We start from the raw sequence: 20,155 nt of genomic DNA on the forward strand, positions 1-20,155 counted from the left end.
AGAGATTATGAAAAAACCTCTTATTGTCCTTACCGGTCCTACTGCAGTTGGAAAAACCAGGCTGTCTATTTCTCTGGCAAAAGCCATTGGCGGCGAGATCATATCTGCAGATTCCATGCAGGTTTATAAATATATGGATATTGGCTCTGCGAAGATCATGCCAGAAGAAATGCAGGGAGTTCCCCATTACCTGGTGGATGAGCTGACGCCAGAGGATGAATTTCACATTGTGCGTTTTCAACAGATGGCAAAGGATGCCATGGAAAAGATTTACACCAGGGGACATATTCCCATTCTGGTGGGGGGAACCGGCTTTTATATTCAGGCGGTGACCAGAGATATTGATTTTACCCAGGCTGAGCAGGACGATGGATACCGGGCCGATCTGGAGGCGATTGTCCAGGAAAAAGGTCCTGCATATCTTCATCAGATGCTGGCAGAGGTGGATCCCAAAAGCGCCGAAGTGATCCACGAAAACAACACGAAGCGTGTAATCCGCGCACTGGAATTTTATCATCAGAACCATAGCCCTATTTCCGCACACAATGAGGAGCAGCAGGAACGAACCAGCCCCTATAATCTGGCATACTTTGTGCTGAATGCACCACGGGAGCTTTTATATAAACGCATTGATAAGCGGGTGGATGAAATGATGACCAGCGGTCTTGTGGCAGAAGTCCAGAAGCTGAAGGACATGGGCTATCACAGAGGTATGGTTTCCATGCAGGGTCTTGGATATAAAGAAATCCTGGCCTATCTGGATGGAGAAATGCCGCTGGAAGAGGCTGTGCGGATCTTGAAGCGCGACACCCGGCACTTTGCCAAACGCCAGCTCACCTGGTTCCACAGAGAACCGGAAACAGTGTGGGTGAATAAAGATGAGTTCGGGTATGACGAGAATAAAATGCTGGAATATATGCTGAGCGTTTGCCATGAAAAAGGAATAACTGGAGAGTAGTTATTTCGATAATCAGATTTTCCACAGGGGGTAATCGCCCGCTTTGAAAACAAAAAAATGGAGGAATACCGTCAGACAGACGGAAAATTTATTATGAAAGAATTATACGAGCAGCTGGGAATTTCTTCCCAGGTTTACGATTTTTGCCATGAAATAGAAGAATCCTTAAAGGAGCGTTTTGAACAGTTTGACAAAACTGCAGAATATAACCAGATGAAAGTTCTTCTGGCTATGCAGAAAAACCGCGTCAGCGAGGAGTGCTTCGGCTCTTCTTCCGGTTACGGCTACAACGATTACGGTCGTGATACTCTGGAAAAGGTTTATGCGGATACATTCCACACAGAAGCATGTCTGGTGCGTCCGCAGATTGCGTGTGGAACACATGCCCTGGCCATTGCTCTTTTTGGAAACCTGCGTCCAGGCGATGAAATGCTGGCACCAGCCGGAAAGCCATATGATACTCTTGAAGAGGTGATCGGTATCCGTCCATCCAAGGGCTCCCTGGCAGAATACGGAGTAACTTATCGTCAGGTGGATCTTCTTGAGGATGGAACTTTCGATTATGAAAATATCCGCAAAGCAATCAATGAGAAGACAAAACTGGTTGAGATTCAGCGCTCCAAAGGCTATATGACACGCCCCTCTTTTTCAGTAAAGCAGATTGGTGAGCTGATTGCATTTGTAAAGAGCATTAAGCCTGATGTGATCTGTATGGTAGACAATTGCTACGGCGAATTTGTTGACACTATTGAGCCCAGTGATGTTGGTGCAGATATGGTGGTTGGTTCTTTGATCAAAAACCCGGGCGGCGGACTTGCTCCAATTGGCGGTTACATTGCGGGAACCAAAGAGTGCGTGGAAAATGCTTCTTACCGTATGACCTGTCCGGGGCTTGGTGCTGAGGTGGGAGCTTCACTTGGCGTAAACCGTTCCTTCTATCAGGGATTTTTCCTTGCACCGATGGTGACAAAGGGTGCGTTAAAGGGCGCTGTTTTTGCAGCCAATATTTATGAAAAGCTTGGATTTGACGTGGTTCCAAATTCCACAGAGCCAAGGCAGGATATTATTCAGGCAGTGACTTTAAAAAGTCCGGAGCGTCTGATCGCATTCTGTAAGGGGATTCAGGCTGCTGCCCCGGTTGACAGTTATGTTGATCCGGAGCCATGGGATATGCCAGGTTATGACAGTCAGGTCATTATGGCAGCTGGCGCATTTGTACAGGGCTCTTCTATTGAGCTTTCCGCAGATGGACCTGTGAAAGAGCCATATGCCGTATATTTCCAGGGAGGACTTACCTGGGAGCATGCAAAACTAGGTGTTATGATGTCCTTGCAGAAACTTGTGGAGCAGGATTTGGTAAAATTACAGTGAAATCATGAAAAACATGAATTTTCGTGCAACGCCAGGCGTGTAACAGGGAGGCGCTGAACCGTTACCATAAGTTCTTTAAAACAGATGTAAAAAACGGGAGTTTATATGGAGAAAAAACGTGTTATCGTTACAGGCGGCGGGGCGTCCGGGCTGATGGCGGCCATTGCAGCTGCAGAAAACGGGGCCGCTGTAACCATATTGGAACAAAATGAAAAACCAGGCAAAAAGATCTGCGCTACAGGAAACGGCAAATGTAATTTTACCAATATCCAGGTGCCGTCTGATGCATATCGAAGCAAAAATCCAGGCTTTGAACAGGCAGTTCTGAACCAGTTTCCGGTAGAAGACACGGTGAAATTTTTTACCCGGCTTGGAATTTATCCTGTAAATAAAAACGGCGGCTATCTCTATCCTCACAGCGGACAGGCAGCAAGCGTTGCCGAGGTATTGTGTATGGAAGCACGGAATCTTGGGGTAAAGATCAAGACCAACCAAAAAGTACAACGTGTTTTTAAGGAACAGGATATCTGGAAGGTTCAGGTAGAAGGCTGGATATACGAGGGTGAGGCTGTTATTCTTGCCAATGGTTCCAAAGCTTCTGCAATTTCCGGTTCAGATGGCAGCGGTTATGAGCTTGCCGCAGCACTGGGGCACAGGCTTATAGAGCCTCTCCCAGCTTTAACTGCCCTGAAATGCAGGAATACAGGCTTTTCCGGCTGGGCAGGTGTTCGAACAGAAGGCAGAATTACGCTGCTTGTGGATGGGGAAAAAGTCACAGAGGAAACAGGAGAACTACAGCTTACTGATTATGGCGTATCCGGAATTCCGGTGTTTCAGGTCAGCCGATACGGAATCCGTGCACTGAAACAGGGAAAAAATGTGACTCTGATTTTAAATTTTCTGCCAGAATTTTCCCGGGAACAGTTAAAAGCTTTTCTGAAAATACGAAAGGAAAACTGCCCCTATAAAGGAAAAAAAGACTTTTTGACCGGACTTTTCCCGGATAAGCTTGCAAAAGTGCTTTTGTCAGCAAATGATCTGGAAGAAGCAATCAGCAGCTATCCGCTTAAAGTGACTGGTTATCAGTCTTTTGAACAGGCACAGGTGTGCTCAGGCGGCGTTGATACTACGCAGGTTAACGCCCGGACCTTGGAATCCACACGAAATTCAGGCCTATATTTCGCAGGAGAACTATTGGACATTGATGGGAAATGTGGCGGTTACAATCTGCAGTGGGCCTGGTCCAGCGGTTATGTTGCAGGAGTGAATGCCAGCAAAATGTCAGAGCGTGTTTGAAAAAGGAGAATAACATGATTCGAATTACCCAGCTGAAACTTTCAATCAATCATACCCCGGAAGAGTTAAGCCAAAAGATCCGTAAGGAGCTTCGTCTGAAAAATGAAGGCTTCACTTACGAAATAGTGAAGCAGTCACTGGATTGCCGGCATAAAGAGGATAAGAAATTTGTTTATACAGTAGACGTGTCTTTGCAGGATATAAATCAGGAAAACAAGATCTTACGAAAGGTTCATGATAATAACATTATGTCAACCAAGAAAAAGGAATACATATTTCCATCTCCTGGTGAAGAGGAACTGAAATATCCGCCAGTCATTGTAGGAAGCGGACCTGCCGGAATTTTTTGTGCCTGGTATCTGGCAAGGGCAGGTTATCGGCCTCTGGTTCTGGAACGGGGAGAGGAAGCGCATATCCGTCAGAAGACTGTCGAGAATTTCTGGAAAAATGGCATACTGGATCCGGATTCCAATGTGCAGTTTGGTGAAGGTGGGGCTGGTACTTTTTCCGACGGAAAACTAAATACTCTGGTAAAGGACCCTTCAGGAAGAAATCATGAAGTACTGAAGCGTTTCGTGCAGGCGGGTGCACCGTCAGAAATTATCTATCAGCAGAAACCACATCTTGGTACAGACGTGCTGGTTGGTGTGGTGGAGACTCTTCGCCATGAAATTGAGGAAATGGGCGGGGAATTCCAGTTCCGTTCCAAAGTGACAGATCTTTTTTTTGAAAACAGTCAGTTAAAAGAAATTGAGATAAATGGGGAAAAAAGGATTCCTGCCCAGGTATGTGTGCTGGCAGTTGGACACAGCGCAAGAGATTCTTTTTCCATGTTTGAGAAAAAAGGAATCTATATGGAACCAAAATCTTTTGCAGTAGGTGTACGTATGGAACATCCACAGTCCATGATCAATCTGGCTCTTTATGGGGAAGAGGAAAACGAGAAACTTGGAGCAGCTGCTTATAAAGTCACTCACACATGTGAAAATGGCCGTGGTGTTTATTCCTTTTGCATGTGTCCGGGAGGTTATGTGGTGAACGCTTCTTCGGAACCGGAGATGCTTGCTGTAAATGGTATGAGCTATCAGGCCAGGGACAGCCGCAATGCAAACAGTGCGCTGATCGTATCGGTGACTCCGGCTGATTTTCCAGAAGAGGGTCCACTGGGCGGTGTAGCATTCCAGCGCAGTCTGGAACGCGCAGCGTGGAAAGCTGGAAATGGTAAGGTTCCGGTACAGTTGTTTGAAGATTATCAGAATCATAAGCCAAGTACAAGACTTAAAGATGTAGAACCTTGTATTAAGGGTGACTGTGTTCCAGGTGATGTGCGCAGTATTTTTCCAAAAGAGATCGGTGATTCCATAGAAGAGGGTGTTCTTGCCTTTGGAAAAAAAATCAAAGGCTTTGACCGTCCTGATGCAGTGTTGTCCGGCGTGGAAAGCAGAACATCATCTCCGGTGCGTATTGTCCGTGATAAGGATTCCCTGGAAGCAAACTATGAGGGGATTTACCCATGTGGGGAAGGCGCTGGATATGCAGGCGGGATTACTTCTGCTGCTATGGATGGCATAAAAGTAGCGGAAGCTGTTTCTAAAAAGTTTAGAAATTTTTAGGAGAGAGTGTACATCTCTCCTTTTTTATGCTAAAATGAGTCTGCATTGTGAAACACAATGCGGGGAAAACTGTCTTTGTGTCTCGGGGAATAAGAAGAATCTGCTTATTATGGCATGAAGAACAGTCCCATTACTGTTCATTGGCAAAGCTGCGCGAAGTATGCTTTGGGTATGGTGTGAGCAGTATCCTGTCAGTCCTGGAGAACTGCAGGTGAAAGATATGAATGAAATGAAACAGACCATCAGAGAACTGCCGGAGTCGTCACGTCCTTATGAGAAATGTCTGCAGTGGGGACCATCCGTGCTCAGCGACAGCGAGCTTCTGGCAGTGATCCTGAGAAGCGGTGTACAAGGCTGCAATTCTCTTGTACTCGCCAATCAAATCTTAAGTCTTACGAAAGATACCTCCTATCCGGGACTTCTGGGACTTTTACATATGTCCATTCCGGATCTGATGAAGGTGAACGGAATCGGGAAAGTCAAGGCCGTCCAGCTGAAATGTATCGGGGAGCTTTCCAAGCGGATGGCGTCTGCTGTTGCCAGACCAAGACTTTCTTTTAACGAACCCATCACGATAGCAAAATACTATATGGAACGTCTCCGGCACGAAGAGCAGGAAGTATTGATCGTTATGCTGCTGGATGGAAAAAACCATTTTCTTGGTGAGCAGATGCTTTCCCGGGGAACCGTGAATTCAACTCTGATCACTCCAAGGGAGGTTTTTATGGAAGCATTGAAGTTTCACGCTGTAAGTGTGATCCTGGTTCATAACCATCCAAGCGGAGATCCTACGCCCAGTGAATGTGATAAGAAAATTACAGAGCGTATTTACCGGTCTGGGGAGATTCTTGGGGTGAAGCTTCTGGATCACGTTGTGATCGGTGACCAGAGATACATTAGCTTTAAAGAACAGGGAATGATGCCGGAGGAATGATCCGCCGGAAGTGCTGACGCCGTCTGTAAACCAGTGGCGGGTATTTGTTTTTGCAGGGCATAGTAAGGATGAAGGGACAGATATATGCTGTTTGAAAAAACATATGGAATAGACCTTGGAAGCAGTTCCGTCAAGGTCTATTCCATGATTCGAAATAAAAGCTACATTGAGAAGAACATGATTGCGGCCAAGGGCCGCAAAATCATAGCCGTGGGCAACGAAGCGTATGAAATGTTTGAGAAAGCACCCTCTGATATTTCCGTAAGTTCGCCGATGGCTTTTGGTATGATAGCCAATCTGGAACTGCAGGAAATTGTACTTTACAGTATGATGAAAAAAATTGATAAAATTCTGGGAATAGGCTCTGTCATGTACTTTGCAGTTCCTCTGGACATGACTGCTATTGAAAAAAGAGCTTATTATCAGGTGGCGAATGGACATTGGCTGCGGAAGAACAGGGTTTACATGGTAGAGGCTCCTATTGCAGATGCCATAGCTATGGGTGTGGATCTGGAGAACAATGCAGGAAGCATGATCGTAAATATTGGTGCCCAGAGTACGAATTTTTCCATTATTACGGGAGGCCGTATTATCATAAACAAGAAGATTCCAATTGGCGGACGTCAGATGAATGAGGCCGTGTGCAGCGAAGTACGCAAGCGTTATAATCTTCAGATCGGTACCCGTACCGGGAAGCGGCTGAAGCTGGTAATGGGACGGCTTGCAGACCAGCATAAGCAGGCACGTAAGGTTGTAGGAATTGACAGTGTTTCCGGTCTTCCAAGGGAAGAGGTTATTTCTGCCTATGTAGTCAATGCGGGAATCATGAACTGTGTCAATGAGATCGGTGCCCAGATGAAGGTTTTTCTGGAACGTATCCCGCCGCAGATATCCTACCACATTGCGAAAGAAGGCATTTTCCTTACCGGAGGGAGCACCAGAATCCCTCATATAGATACATATCTGGCAAGTTACACAGGCTATTCTTTTAACCTGTCAGATCTTTACGAAACTTCAGCTGTAAAAGGTCTGGAGAAGATCATCCACGACAGAGAACTTCGTAAATGGGCTCAGCCCATCACACAAAGAAAATTATAGTAACTGTGAAGGTACTGAACAGTTATAAATCATAAATTTTTAGGGGTGCCATTTTATGAAAAACCTTAAGAAAAAATTTCGATTTCGCATAAATCTGAAAAGTAAACATTTGCTGGCGATTATGACACTTTTCTGTCTGAGCTGTATTGTGGCTACATTTGCTTCAGGTATTTCCACAGCTCCTTTGCAGGAAACAGCGGGAATTGTCATAGTCCCTTTTGAAAAAAGCATTGAAAAGATCGGCAGTATGGTCCGTTCTATTAGGGACAGTTTCAAGGACAAACAGGATCTGCTTTTTGAAAATGAAGAGCTGAAGGCAGAACTGGACAGTCTGACTACACAGAATAACAAACTGATCCAGGATCAGGGGGAATATCAGAGACTGAAAGAACTTTACAATCTGGATCAGACCTATGAGGACTATCCGAAGGTGGCTGCGACTATCATTTCCAAAGATCCTGGAAACTGGTACGATACCTTTATGATCAACAAAGGTTCTGATGATGGGATAAGGGTCGATAATAATGTGATCGCAGGCAAGGGGCTTGTTGGAATTGTCACAGAAGTTGGTTCCTCCTGGGCTACTGTCCGCTCCATTATTGATGACAGCAGCAGCGTAAGTGCAATGACTGTAAGCACTTCTGATAACTGTATTGTAAACGGAGACCTGGAACTGATTGATGAAGGAAAGCTTCGCTTTGAGCAGCTTTATGATCAGGAGAACAAGGTGACTGTCGGGGAACGTATTGTTACTTCCAATATCAGTGAGAAATTTGTAGAAGGATTGTTTATCGGATATGTAAGCGAAGTGCAGGTAGACAGCAATAATCTGACTAAGACAGGAACCATTGTAACACCTGTGGATTTCCTTCATTTGAAAGATGTATTTGTTATTACTGTGAATAAGCAGGATCTGGTAGACGGAACTGCGCAGGTGGAAGGCAATTCTGACAGCGGCAGTTCTGACAGTACTTCTGGCGACAGCAGTCAGGAGAGTAGCGGCAGTACTGACAGCAGTGCGGCAGACGGACAGGAGGGCGCAGATGAAGGGTAAGATTGTCTATTTTCTTACGATCGTAATATGTTTTCTTCTGCAGTGTACGGTTATGGATCTGATTTCTATTGGCTCTGTAACTCCTAATCTGATGCTGGTTTTCTGTGTATCCATGGGGCTTATGCGCGGGCGCAAAAGCGGCCTTTGGGCAGGATTTTTTTCAGGGCTTTTTGTGGATCTGTTCTTTGGATCAGTATTTGGATTTTATGCTTTGATCTATATGTATATTGGTTATTTAAGTGGATATGCGCACAGGATTTATTACGATGATGATGTGAAGGTTCCTATATTTCTGACTGCAGTTGCAGATCTTTTATATAATCTGTCTGTTTATGGGCTGCAGTTCCTTTTAAGAGGCAGACTGGGACTTGGGACTTATCTGTACAGGATCATTATCCCGGAAATGTTTTACACGGTATTTATTACCTTGATTGTATACCGGATTTTCCGTTACATAAACTATCACTACATGAACATAACCAGGAAAGAAAGTGAGTCAATTTGGGTACTAAAATAAAACGAATTTTCAAGAAAATCAGTTTAAAACGAACAACAGTCCTGATCTTGGTATTTGTGATAATGTCAGTTGTTCTGGTGCGTAGATTATTTGATCTGCAGATTATTCAGGGAGAGGATTACATCAGCAAATTCCAGGCCAGGACAACCAAAGAGCGTGTGCTCAAGAGCACCCGCGGAAATATTCTGGACAGAAACGGAGATATTCTTGCATCTAATGTGCTATCCTATTCTCTGACGCTGGAAGATAATGGAACTTACACTTCTACAAGGGAGAAGAATCTTACATTAAATGGTGTAGCCTATCAGGTACTTCAGATCCTTCACAGCAACGGAGATGATATTACCCATTCCTTCCATATTGTGGTAGATAAGAATGGAGAGTATGCTTTTGATGTTGTTGAGGGCTTTACCCTGAATCGCTTCCGTGCCGATATTTATGGACAGGCATTGATCGATGATCTGAAAGATGAACAGAAGACGGCGACTGCGGATCAGATGATGGAGTTTCTCACTGGTTCCGAGAAATTTTCTATTGTTCTTAGCGGTGATCGTGCTTATACAGAGGACGAGCTGATCTCCCATGGTCTGCCTCTTACTTTGACCAAGCAGGAAATGCTTGATATTGCAACTATCCGCTACGAACTGAATACCAACAGTTTTAAGAAATACATGCAGGTTACCATTGCTACCAATGTCAGTGAAAAGTCGGTAGCTGCGATCATGGAGAATAAGACCGGACTGCAGGGAATTGATGTGGTTGAGGATTCCATCCGCCAGTATATTGATGATGAAAGCATGGCACCAATCCTTGGCTATACTGGTAAGGCTTCCTCCGAGGAGCTGACAGAGCTTCGGAAACAGAATCCGGATTATTCCAATGATGCGATCGTAGGTAAAGCAGGAATTGAGCAGTATATGGAACTTACCCTTCAGGGAACAGACGGTAAGGAGACGGTTTCTGTTGATAACCTTGGAAAGGTTCTAAAAATTGACGAGGACACCAAAGTAGAGCCGGTTGCAGGAGATGATGTGCAGCTTACTATTGAAACTGACTGGCAATCGGCAATCTATCAGATCCTCAAACAGCGTGTGGCTGGTGTTCTTCTGACGAAAATTGATGCGGCAAAGACTTTTGATTACACGTATGTCACAGATGCCAGTCAGATCCGTATTCCTATTTATGATGTATACAATGCCCTGATTTCCAACAGTGTGATTGATATCACCAAATTCAGCAATGAGGATGCCTCTGACATAGAAAAAAATTTATATGCCAAATTTCAACAAAAGCAGCAGAGAGTTTTTGATACAATAAGCACGAAGCTGAATGGCTCAAACCCGCCAGCCTATAAGGATGAAGATGAAGAAACACAGGAATATTTGTCTTACATCTGTAATGACCTTCTTAGAGACACGCTTGGAATTATTTCCAAAGATGCCATCGATACATCAGATGCTACTTACAAAGCATGGACAACAGATGAAACCATCAGCCTGAAGGATTACCTGACTTATGCCACAAGCCAGGGCTGGATCGACATCAGCAGCTTTTCACCGGAAGGAGAGTATCTGGATTCTGAGGAAATTTATCAGGCACTGACAGAATATATTATTGACTATCTCAGTACGGATACTGGATTTTCCAAGCTCCTTTACAAATATATGCTGCAGGAAGATACAATTTCCGGACAGGAAATCTGCCTGGTGCTTTATGAGCAGGGAGTCCTTGACAAAAATGATGATGATTATGAGAATCTGGCTTCCGGAGCAATGGGAGCTTATGATTTTATGATCAATAAGATATACACTCTGGAGATAGAGCCTGCACAGCTGGCATTAATGCCATGCTCAGCGTCCGCTGTAGTTGTAGATGTAAAGACTGGAGATGTGGTTGCACTTGTTTCCTATCCCGGATATGACAATAATCGTCTGACCAATGATATGGATACAGATTATTACGCAAAGCTGGCACTTGACCAGTCCAGTCCGTTCTTCAATAAAGCGACCCAGCAAACCACTGCACCAGGTTCCACACTGAAGCTTCTTTCAACAATTGCAGGAATGGAAGAAGGAATTATTGACGAAGGTACATATATTGAATGTACCGGAACTTTTGACTATGTAGATCCGCCTATTAATTGCTGGTATAAGAATGGTCATGGAAGTCTGGATATCCGTACTGCAATCGAGCAGTCCTGTAACTATTTCTTTAACATGATCGGTTTTCAGCTAGGAAAAGTTGGGGATAATGAGTTCTCCGAGGTGCAGAGTCTGAATAAGCTTCAGGAATATGCCTCTTTGATCGGTCTGGACCGGAAGACTGGAATCGAGCTTTCAGAGGCAACTCCGAAGGTTTCCGATGCCAAAGCAGTTCCATCTTATATGGGACAGGGAAATAACCTGTTTACCACATCAGAACTGGCTCGTTATGCTACTGTTATGGCTACTTCCGGAAATGTATTTAAACTGACCCTTCTGGACAAAGTAATGAACCCGAAGGGAGAAGTGATCCAGGAGTATGAGCCGGAAATTGAGGATGTGGTAAATATATCTTCAAATATCTGGGATGTGATCCATGATGGTATGCGTCGTGTGATCCAGACTCATTCCCAGTTTGATGGTCTTGGAGTAGAAGTGGCAGGTAAAACCGGTACAGCAGAGCTGGATCTTCGTCATCCAAACCATGGTCTGTTTATCGGTTATGCGCCGGCCTCTGATCCGGAGTATGCAGTGGCAATCCGTATTGCCAATGGTTACAGCTCCGGTAATGCATGTCTGATTGCTAATGATATTTTTAAATATATGTACAATCTTGCAGATAAAGATTCTATTCTCACAGGTATTGCTTCTACAGATACCAGTGATACATCGAATGACTAAAAACGATTTTGCTGCTGTTCATAGTCTGATCAGCAGTACTGGATATGCCTGCCGGGAGTGTTCCGGCAGGCATATCCATAAGAGAAATACCAGGATTTTGGAACATTTTGTTTAGGAGGAATCAGAAGAAATGGGTGAAGTCATTGTCATTACATCCGGAAAAGGCGGTGTAGGAAAAACCACTACAGTTGCCAATATAGGAACTGGTCTGGCTATGATGGGAAAGAAAACCGTGGTTGTGGATACGGATATTGGTCTTCGTAATCTGGATGTTGTGCTTGGGTTGGAGAACCGGATCGTGTATAATCTGGTAGATGTGGTGAATGGAAGCTGCCGTCTGAAACAGGCTCTGATCAAAGACAAGCGCCATCCGGAGCTCTATCTGCTGCCATCTGCGCAAACCAAGGATAAAACTGCCGTATCACCGGAACAGATGATCAAACTGACGGATGATCTGCGAGAAGAGTTTGATTATATATTGCTGGATTGTCCGGCTGGAATTGAGCAGGGATTTAAGAATGCCATTGCAGGTGCAGATAAAGCTCTTGTAGTGACGACACCGGAGGTATCTGCAATTCGCGATGCGGATCGTATCATTGGGCTTTTGGAAGCAAATGATCTGCGGGATATCCATCTGATCATCAACCGTCTTCGTCCTGACATGATCGCCAGGGGAGATATGATGTCTGTGGATGATGTGACAGAGATTCTGGCTGTAGATCTGATTGGAACTCTTTTAGATGACGAACAGATTGTGATAGCAACCAATCAGGGTGAGCCTCTTTCTGGTAAAAATTCTCAGGCGGAGGAGGAATACCAAAATATTTGCAAACGGCTTATGGGAGAGGAAGTTCCCTTTGCAGAACTCAGACAGAAGAAAGGTATGTTTTCAAGACTGTTTAAAAGACATTGATATTCAGGTAATAATTAGTTACGCAAAATAGCATGTTGGTTGTTTGTAATAATGTTATGTCAACTAATGCTCTGGAATGGAGGGATTTTGCATGAAGACCTTTTTAAATGAAAGAAGGCGTTCAGCAGGATATGCTCGCGACAGGATGAAACTTCTTCTTATCTCAGAACGCATAGAATGCTCTCCACAGATGATGAAAATGTTAAAAAGTGACCTGGTACATACAGTAAAGAAGTATGTGACCATAGAGGAAACTAAAGTGAAAATACAGATATCACAGGAACCGCCTGTTTTAATGGCGTATATTCCTGTGTTGACGAAAAAGGACAGATAAATTTATGATTAAACAGTATAAGCTACGTTTTTACAATTTTAAACTAGTGATCCTTCTGACTGCGATCAGTCTGTTTGGAGTGCAGCTGGTAGCAAGTGCGTCTCCAGATCTTCGAAACAAACAGCTTTTGGGCGTTGTGATGGGGCTTGTGTTGCTGGTGATCTTATCGTTAATGGATTATTCCTGGATATTGAATTTCCAGTGGATCATGTATGGTTTTAATCTGCTTATGCTTATTGGTGTACGATTGTTCGGAAGTGAGGCAGGAGGTGCGTCCAGATGGCTGGATATCGGTGGTTTCCGTTTTCAGCCTACCGAGCTTTCCAAGGTTATTATTATTCTGTTTTTTGCCAAGTTTTTTATGGATCATGAAGATGATATCAATACTTTCAGGGTGTTGGCAGAATCAGTGCTCCTTCTGGCTGTTCCATTGGCTCTTATTTATGCACAGCCGGATATGAAAAATACCATTACGGTAACCATTATTTTCTGTATTCTGCTGTATATAGCAGGACTGAGTTACAAGATCATCGGAGGTGCGATTCTGATCGCGGTTCCCCTTTTGATCATATTTTTGTCCATTGTTGTACAGCCGGATCAGACCCTGATCAAGGATTATCAGAGAACGCGTATTATGTCTTTCCTTTACCCGGAAAACGAGGAATACCAGGAGGATATTGAACAGCAGAATAACTCGAAGACGGCGATTGCCTCCGGAGAACTGGTTGGAAAAAAACTTACCGGGGATGACCAGGTTTCTTCTGTAAATGCTGGAAACTTTGTTGCAGAGAACCAGACTGACTTTATCTTCGCGGTTGCCGGAGAGGAGTATGGATTTATAGGATGTACAACTTTGGTCGTATTATTGCTGTTGATTTCAGTTGAATGTATCAGGATGAGCCTTAGGGCAAAGGATCTGGCCGGGAAGATTATCTGCTGCGGAATTGGAAGTGTCGTAGCTATACAGAGTTTTTTAAATATCTGCGTTGCTACTGGACTGGCACCTAATACTGGTACGCCTCTTCCTTTTGTAAGTTATGGTCTGACTTCCCTGGTCAGCTTGTTTATTGGTATGGGGCTTGTGATGAATGTAGGTCTGCAGAGCAGTACTTATAATAAAGAACTTAAGAGAAAAGAAATTGATAAGAAAGAGGAATATTTATGACAGCCGCAAAAAAGAAGAACTCAAGACGTAAACAGGCAAGATTTCGAAGTTCCAGAAGAAAGAGGATCAGAAATACTGTTCTTTTGCTGTTGCTTTTGGTTGTACTTGGCGGTACTGGGATCGGTGCAATTTATGTTCTCCGAAATGGAACTGTTTTTGATAAGCTGGAGGAGGCATATGTAGCTTCCAGAGAGTTTTCTGGTGGAATTACAGACTTAGACAGCCTGAGAGCTGATGGTTTTGCCAAGAATCTGTGTGTGGTCGTATCAGATGTTCCGATGGATGGTGTTTCCCTTGGGGAAAACCAGAAAGGACTTCTTCTGGATCTGGATGACAGAAAGGTGCTTTATTCCAAGCAGGCACTTCAAAAGGTATATCCAGCAAGTATCACCAAGATCATGACAGCTATGCTGGCACTGAAATATGGAAATATGGATGATGTAGTAACCATTACACAGGAGAATCTGAATCTGGAGGAGGGTTCACAGGTTTGCGGCTTTTGGGCAGGTGACCAGGTGACTCTTGATCAGCTTCTTCATTGTCTGTTGGTTTATTCGGGTAATGATGCAGCAGCGGCTATTGCAGAGCATGTGGGTGGTTCTACAGAGGGGTTTGTGGAGATGATGAACAGTTATGCCAGGGAACTTGGCTGTACCGGAACTCATTTTACCAATCCTCATGGTCTGCAGGACGAAAACCATTATACCACTCCCTATGATATCTATCTGATGCTAAAGGAAGCTTTGAATTATCCGGAGTTTACTCAGATCACACAGTCCGGATCTTATACCGTAGAATATACTCATGCGGACGGAAGCAGTGCAAGTACCACATTACTTGCCACAGACCATTATCTCACAGGAGAAGCTACCCCTCCTAAGAATGTGACTATTCTAGGTGGAAAGACAGGTACTACGGACAATGCAGGCAACTGTCTGGCGTTGCTGAGCCAGAATGCTTATGGAAAGCCGTACATTTCCATTGTAATGGGTGCCTCCACAAAAGACGAGCTTTATGAGCAGATGTCGTCCCTTTTGCAGAATATAAACTAGTCAGTCTGTTTATGAATCGTAGCCACAATTGAGAAAAATAGACAGAAATATTAAAAAAACTCTTGAAAATTTAGAAAAATTATACTATAATATGAAACATATTAAACAAGGTTTTGGTAAAAATTTAATATCATATTGTCTAAGGAGGAAAACATCATGGTTGAACTGATCGTAGGAAAGAAAGGCAAAGGCAAAACAAAAGTGCTCTTAGACAGAGTAAACGGTGCGGTGAAAGAAGCCAACGGAAGCATTGTTTACCTTGACAAGAGTACCAAACATATGTATGAGCTTAACAATAAGGTACGTCTTATCGACGTCTCCTCTTATCCATTGAAGAATGCAGATGAATTCGTAGGTTTCATCTGTGGTATTATTTCTCAGGATCATGATCTTGAGCAGATTTATCTGGACAGTTTCCTCAAGGTTTCCAAGTTGGAAGACGCTGATGTTACAGATACACTTGATCAGCTGGACAAGATCGGTGAGAAATATGGAATTTCAATAGTTGTAAGTATTTCGCTTGACAAAGAAGAGATTCCGGAAGCATTACAGGATAAGATTGCAGTAGCATTATAATCTCGGATAATATGATATTGCAGCTATAAATTCAGTAAAACCAAATTAGAGGTACATAAGGACATGACTCGACTGTGGGTCATGTCCTTTTTTGAGCTGCGCCTTAGAGCGTGTTTGAAAAATCATTCCTACAATCTGCACGCTCCACTTTGAGGGAGATTTTGCAGAAAGTTTTGAATTGATTTACAATAATAATATTATGTGAATTAAATGCGGTGATTACAACAATTGTACGTGTGAAGCAGATGTTAATCTTCACGCAGCTTTACAGCAGTGGCTGCCTGACGCCGTCTGGAATCGTCTAAGGCTGCATAATGCTTCTTGGTAGTATTCACGTCCTTATGGCCTAAAACGTCCGCTACAAGGTAAATATCGCCTGTTTCCTGGTAGAGGGCGGTGCCGTAGGTACTGCGGAGTTTATGAGGGGTGATTTTCTTGGTGGTGGTAACCTGGCGGGCATATTTTTTGACCAGGTTTTCAACGGCCTGGACACCAATTCGTTTGCGCTGGGTAGAGTAGAAGAGAGCGTGTTCGTGGCCTTCTACAGGAATAATGTTCTTGCGTACTTCCAGGTAGTTTTTCAGAGCTTTTTCTACTTCAGGACCGAAATATACAACCATTTCATTTCCACCTTTTCGAGTAACCTTGATTCCATTGTTTTTGAAATCTACGTCTTCTATGTCAAGACCTACACATTCAGAAACACGAACACCTGTTCCGAGCAGAAGAGTAACGAGAGCGAGGTCACGGTCTTTGTTTTTTTCATAATATACCTTTTTCTGACCGGTAAGGTCGTCCCCGCCGTGCTCAATATAATCCAGCAGCAAGGCAACTTCATCAGCTTCCAGGCGAATGATACTTTTCTGATGAATCTTTGGAACGTCCACAAGGACGGTAGGATTTGTGTGAATCATTTCACGTTTAAAATAATATGCATAAAAACTTCGCAATGAGGACATTTTTCGCTTCAGACCACGTTCGCCATTGGTTTCCGTTTTATCCCCGGCCTGGTAAACTTTCAGATATTCTTCATATTCTTCAAGATCAACAGCTGTGATCTGATCCAGGACATCCACTGTAAAGGCATCTATAGACCAGTCCCTGAAGGCTGGATTTTGTTCCAGAAGAAACTGGAAGAAAATGCGGATGTCATATGCATAGGAAATTCTGGTTTTAGTTGTGGTACGAGGTTCAATGGCACGAAAGAAATCCTTGCAAAATGGCGGCAAGGTTTTTAGAACATCACGAAGCCGCAAGGTATTTTCGACGTCAGTCTGTTCGTGGTAGGTGACTTTTTTATCCATGAAAGATTCTCCTTTAGAAGTAATAATGATACCAATCTATATGAAAAACTCGGGTTTGTCGTATAGATCTAGATGAGTGGTATAACGCCGAATCAGCCACTTCTTCTGGCTGTTTTCGGCGTTTTTCAAGGTTTCATTAAATGTTAAAATATAATTGGTTTCATTAAATGTTAAAATATAATTGATGGTTCGACTGCATTCATTATGCAGTCACAGACGATTCTGAACATCTGGCGCACCGGCTTCAATATAGCCTTGGCCGGTTTCGTTACAATTGCTGTTAATTTTACATGATCGATTCGTCCAGCATCACTGTAAACGGTCCATCGTTTTCCAGTGAAATTTTCATATCAGCGCCAAAAATACCATGCTGAACAACTGGAACAACTTTTGCAGCCTCCTTTAGCATGTATTCATAAAGTTCATTTGCCTGTTCTGGCGCACCGGCTTCAATAAAGCTTGGCCGGTTTCCTTTTTTGCAGTTGGCATATAATGTGAATTGCGAAACCATCAAAAGCTCCCCATTTACATCTGCCAGGGAAAGGTTTGTTTTGCCATTTTCATCTTCAAAAATTCGAAGTCCTAGCATTTTTTTCATATATTTGTCTGCAACTTCCCTGGTATCATTCTGACCTATGCCGACCAGTACAAGAAAGCCCTTCCCAATATTTCCGATAACTTCACCATCTACTTTTACGCTTGCATGATTTACACGTTGTATTAAAAGCCGCATGTTAATTTCCGTCCTTTTTACTGTTTTGATTCTGTCTGTACTCTTCTATCAATTGTCTGACTTTTTGATAAATTATCACAGAATATTTTTTTATAAGGGTCCAGATTGTAGTCAGAATTTTCTGGATCGTTTTTAACAAAGTAAGGGTAAATTTCAACATTGCAGTGCGTCTGGGCGTCTCCCTTTTCTTCGGCTCTTCTTCCGGGAAAAGAACGGGTTCATGTGTTTCCGGATCCAGACAGTCAATGTTGGTGTATTTTTGCTCCTCATTTGGAACCTGCTTATAAATCAGGCTGATATGGACTAGTCTGCCAAGTGCTGCGTAAAGTACTGCAAAAACAGGAACGCCAATAATCATACCTGGGATTCCAAAGATTCCACCGCCAATAAGGATGGCGACAATGACCAGAAAACTGGAAAGTCCTGTGGAATCACCAAGAATCTTCGGTCCAAGAATATTGCCGTCAAATTGCTGGAGAACAAGAATAAAAATTGCAAAATAAATAGCCTGCAGCGGATCCACCAACAAGATGAGAAAAATACTTGGGATTGCTCCGAGGTAAGGTCCAAAAAATGGAATTACGTTGGTTACACCAATGATCACACTGATCAAAAGTATATATGGCATATTCAAAAAGTTCATACCAATATAGCACAATACGCCAATGATGGCAGAATCCAAAATCTTACCACTGAAAAATCCGATAAAGGTTTTATTGGTAAAACGCATGGAATGGATGATAAAATTCGCATGCTGGGTATTAAAAATTGCGTAGGTGAGCATTTTTGCCTTGGCAATGAATCCCTCTTTATCTGCCATCAGGTACAGGGAAACGATAGCTCCGATGAGGAAATTCTTCAGAAAATTAATTAATTCAAACACACCCGCGGAAATATTTTTTAGCATTTCCTGCATCTGCGGAAGGATATTCGTGGTCAGGTAGTCCTGAGCTGTGGTGATGGACTGATTCAAAGTGTCCAGTGCATCACTGTTCAGATTCCATTTCTCAATGAAAGATTGCAGCCATTTCTGAATAACCTTCACATAGGCTGGAAAACTGTAGATCAGACCCATAATACTTCGGATCAGTTCCGGTAGAATCATCATAATAAGGGCATAAATAAGAGCAAGGAAGAGAAACATACATAAAATTACGCATGCCCACCGAATTGCCTTGCGCCCCTTCTTTCCTACTGATACTTCTTTCCTGGCAAGAAGCGGATAAATAATTTTTTTCTCCAGGAAATTTAATACAGGGGTCAGTAAAAAGGCGATCACGACACCATAAACAATAGGTGTGAGAATCCCCAGAAATGTCTGGATTCCTGTAATCAGTGTCTTCATATGGAAAACACCATAATAAAAGAGCATACTGGCTGCGATTACAAGGAAAGAAGTTACTCCCCAGCGAACATGTTGATTGTCCCAGCGTAATTTCATATTCTAATATCGTCCTCCTGAAACATGAATGCAAAATATGTGTTACTGCCTGCTGTTTGTACAGTAACCAATAAGTGTCTGCACTGTTATTTATTTAACAGCGATTTCCATCTATTATAACACAGTTTTGTCTCAATGTCTTATTAAAAAAATATAAAGTGGCGATGGCGTTTGAAAACAGGAATTGAGATGCAACAAATTACAAAAGGAGCTCTCTTTCGAGAACTCCTTATTTACACATGATTCTGTATATTATTTCTTAAGGTCATCAAAAATATGTATGGTATTGATAATCGCCTGGGCAGCACCTTCGATACCAAGCACACTGCTGTCAATGCTTAAGCTGTAGCCCGCTGCTGCACCCCATTTCTTATTGGTGTAGTAATTATAGTAGCTTGCACGGCTCTTATCTGTCTTGGTGATCATATCTTTGGCTTCTTTAGGTGTCTTATTGTATTTGCCTGCAATACGCTTGATCCTCCAGTCCAGATCAGCATGAACAAAAACACTGAAGCAGTTTTTATTATCTGCAAGAGCATAATCTGCACAACGCCCTACCATAACACAGGGACCTTCAGCAGCTAATTTCTTGATGGCTTCGAACTGTGCCAGGAAAACCTTGTGGTTCATAGGCATGTCTGTAAATCCAGCAGAAGAATATCCAAAAGAATAAGTATCCATTACAAGAGAATACAGGAAGCTGTTAGTTGGCCTCTCGTCATGATTCTCAAATAATTCCTTGCAAATACCGCTGTCGTTTGCAGCATGCTCCAGAAGCTCTTTGTCGTAACACTTGATTCCAAAATATCTGGCTACTTCCTGACCAATCTGCCTGCCGGCGCTTCCATATTCACGTCCGATGGTAATAATTGAACTTGTTGTATTGTTCATATCTGCCACTCCCTTCTGCAATT

19 protein-coding genes are annotated in these 20,155 nt (G+C 43.2%); 14 read left to right on the plus strand and 5 right to left on the minus strand.

Features of this window, described 5'->3' with window-relative positions:
* Positions 1-7 precede the first annotated feature (7 nt).
* The 14 genes from miaA (at position 8) to AB5Z12_RS12955 (ending at position 15,763) form a co-directional block, all read left to right on the plus strand.
* Positions 8-958: a tRNA (adenosine(37)-N6)-dimethylallyltransferase MiaA gene (miaA, locus tag AB5Z12_RS12890; protein ID WP_173769981.1), complete on the plus strand. Its 951-nt coding sequence runs from the start codon at positions 8-10 to the stop codon at positions 956-958.
* A gap of 93 nt (positions 959-1,051) precedes the next feature.
* Positions 1,052-2,329 carry a methionine gamma-lyase family protein gene (locus AB5Z12_RS12895; protein ID WP_204453112.1) on the plus strand — a complete coding sequence of 426 codons (1,278 nt, stop codon included), beginning with the start codon at positions 1,052-1,054 and terminating at the stop codon, positions 2,327-2,329.
* A gap of 105 nt (positions 2,330-2,434) precedes the next feature.
* Entirely contained in the window at positions 2,435-3,625 is a 1,191-nt protein-coding gene (locus AB5Z12_RS12900) for an NAD(P)/FAD-dependent oxidoreductase (RefSeq protein WP_368357283.1), read from the plus strand.
* Between the two features lie 14 nt (positions 3,626-3,639).
* Positions 3,640-5,238 carry an NAD(P)/FAD-dependent oxidoreductase gene (locus AB5Z12_RS12905; protein WP_173735558.1) on the plus strand — a complete coding sequence of 533 codons (1,599 nt, stop codon included), beginning with the start codon at positions 3,640-3,642 and terminating at the stop codon, positions 5,236-5,238.
* A gap of 220 nt (positions 5,239-5,458) precedes the next feature.
* Complete coding sequence (radC, locus tag AB5Z12_RS12910) at positions 5,459-6,172, plus strand: DNA repair protein RadC (protein WP_330590270.1); 714 nt, start codon at positions 5,459-5,461, stop codon at positions 6,170-6,172.
* Positions 6,173-6,256: 84 nt separating this feature from the next.
* A complete protein-coding gene (locus AB5Z12_RS12915) occupies positions 6,257-7,270 on the plus strand; it encodes a rod shape-determining protein (protein WP_148463010.1) in 1,014 nt (337 codons plus the stop codon).
* 55 nt (positions 7,271-7,325) lie between these two features.
* Positions 7,326-8,324, plus strand: coding sequence for a rod shape-determining protein MreC (mreC, locus tag AB5Z12_RS12920; protein WP_148463011.1), 999 nt, complete (start codon positions 7,326-7,328; stop codon positions 8,322-8,324).
* Entirely contained in the window at positions 8,314-8,841 is a 528-nt protein-coding gene (gene mreD, locus AB5Z12_RS12925; protein WP_313718431.1) for a rod shape-determining protein MreD, read from the plus strand. The genes mreC and mreD overlap by 11 nt, the downstream gene beginning before the upstream one ends.
* A gap of 56 nt (positions 8,842-8,897) precedes the next feature.
* Positions 8,898-11,723 (plus strand): penicillin-binding transpeptidase domain-containing protein, encoded by a 2,826-nt coding sequence (locus AB5Z12_RS12930; protein WP_308768469.1) that lies wholly within the window; start codon positions 8,898-8,900, stop codon positions 11,721-11,723.
* Between the two features lie 130 nt (positions 11,724-11,853).
* A complete protein-coding gene (gene minD / locus AB5Z12_RS12935; RefSeq protein ID WP_148463014.1) occupies positions 11,854-12,636 on the plus strand; it encodes a septum site-determining protein MinD in 783 nt (260 codons plus the stop codon).
* A gap of 91 nt (positions 12,637-12,727) precedes the next feature.
* Positions 12,728-12,970 (plus strand): cell division topological specificity factor MinE, encoded by a 243-nt coding sequence (gene minE / locus AB5Z12_RS12940; protein WP_118580224.1) that lies wholly within the window; start codon positions 12,728-12,730, stop codon positions 12,968-12,970.
* A gap of 4 nt (positions 12,971-12,974) precedes the next feature.
* Positions 12,975-14,135 carry an FtsW/RodA/SpoVE family cell cycle protein gene (locus AB5Z12_RS12945; RefSeq protein ID WP_148463016.1) on the plus strand — a complete coding sequence of 387 codons (1,161 nt, stop codon included), beginning with the start codon at positions 12,975-12,977 and terminating at the stop codon, positions 14,133-14,135.
* Positions 14,132-15,187 (plus strand): D-alanyl-D-alanine carboxypeptidase family protein, encoded by a 1,056-nt coding sequence (locus AB5Z12_RS12950; protein WP_227200939.1) that lies wholly within the window; start codon positions 14,132-14,134, stop codon positions 15,185-15,187. Before AB5Z12_RS12945 ends, AB5Z12_RS12950 begins: the two co-directional genes overlap by 4 nt.
* Before the next feature lie 156 nt (positions 15,188-15,343).
* Positions 15,344-15,763, plus strand: a complete 420-nt coding sequence (locus AB5Z12_RS12955; protein WP_118580215.1) for a twitching motility protein PilT — start codon at positions 15,344-15,346, stop codon at positions 15,761-15,763.
* 45 nt (positions 15,764-15,808) lie between these two features.
* Here the strand turns inward: AB5Z12_RS12955 and AB5Z12_RS12960 are convergent, their stop codons facing one another.
* The 5 genes from AB5Z12_RS12960 to AB5Z12_RS12980 all read right to left on the minus strand — a co-directional run bounded on the left by AB5Z12_RS12960 (position 15,809) and on the right by AB5Z12_RS12980 (position 20,132).
* A complete protein-coding gene (locus tag AB5Z12_RS12960) occupies positions 15,809-15,946 on the minus strand; it encodes a DUF6783 domain-containing protein (RefSeq protein WP_368357286.1) in 138 nt (45 codons plus the stop codon).
* Between the two features lie 65 nt (positions 15,947-16,011).
* Entirely contained in the window at positions 16,012-17,067 is a 1,056-nt protein-coding gene (locus AB5Z12_RS12965) for a tyrosine-type recombinase/integrase (RefSeq protein WP_148463018.1), read from the minus strand.
* A 286-nt stretch (positions 17,068-17,353) separates the two neighbouring features.
* Positions 17,354-17,800 carry a D-aminoacyl-tRNA deacylase gene (gene dtd, locus AB5Z12_RS12970; RefSeq protein WP_173735557.1) on the minus strand — a complete coding sequence of 149 codons (447 nt, stop codon included), beginning with the start codon at positions 17,798-17,800 and terminating at the stop codon, positions 17,354-17,356.
* A 1-nt stretch (position 17,801) separates the two neighbouring features.
* Positions 17,802-19,241, minus strand: a complete 1,440-nt coding sequence (locus tag AB5Z12_RS12975; RefSeq protein WP_173735556.1) for an AI-2E family transporter — start codon at positions 19,239-19,241, stop codon at positions 17,802-17,804.
* A 252-nt stretch (positions 19,242-19,493) separates the two neighbouring features.
* A complete protein-coding gene (locus tag AB5Z12_RS12980) occupies positions 19,494-20,132 on the minus strand; it encodes an AAA family ATPase (RefSeq protein ID WP_173718924.1) in 639 nt (212 codons plus the stop codon).
* Between the last annotated feature and the right edge of the window lie 23 nt (positions 20,133-20,155).

Source organism: Ruminococcus sp. RTP21358st1_G6_RTP21358_211008, assembly GCF_040908885.1.
Taxonomy (GTDB): domain Bacteria; phylum Bacillota; class Clostridia; order Lachnospirales; family Lachnospiraceae; genus Blautia_A; species Blautia_A faecis.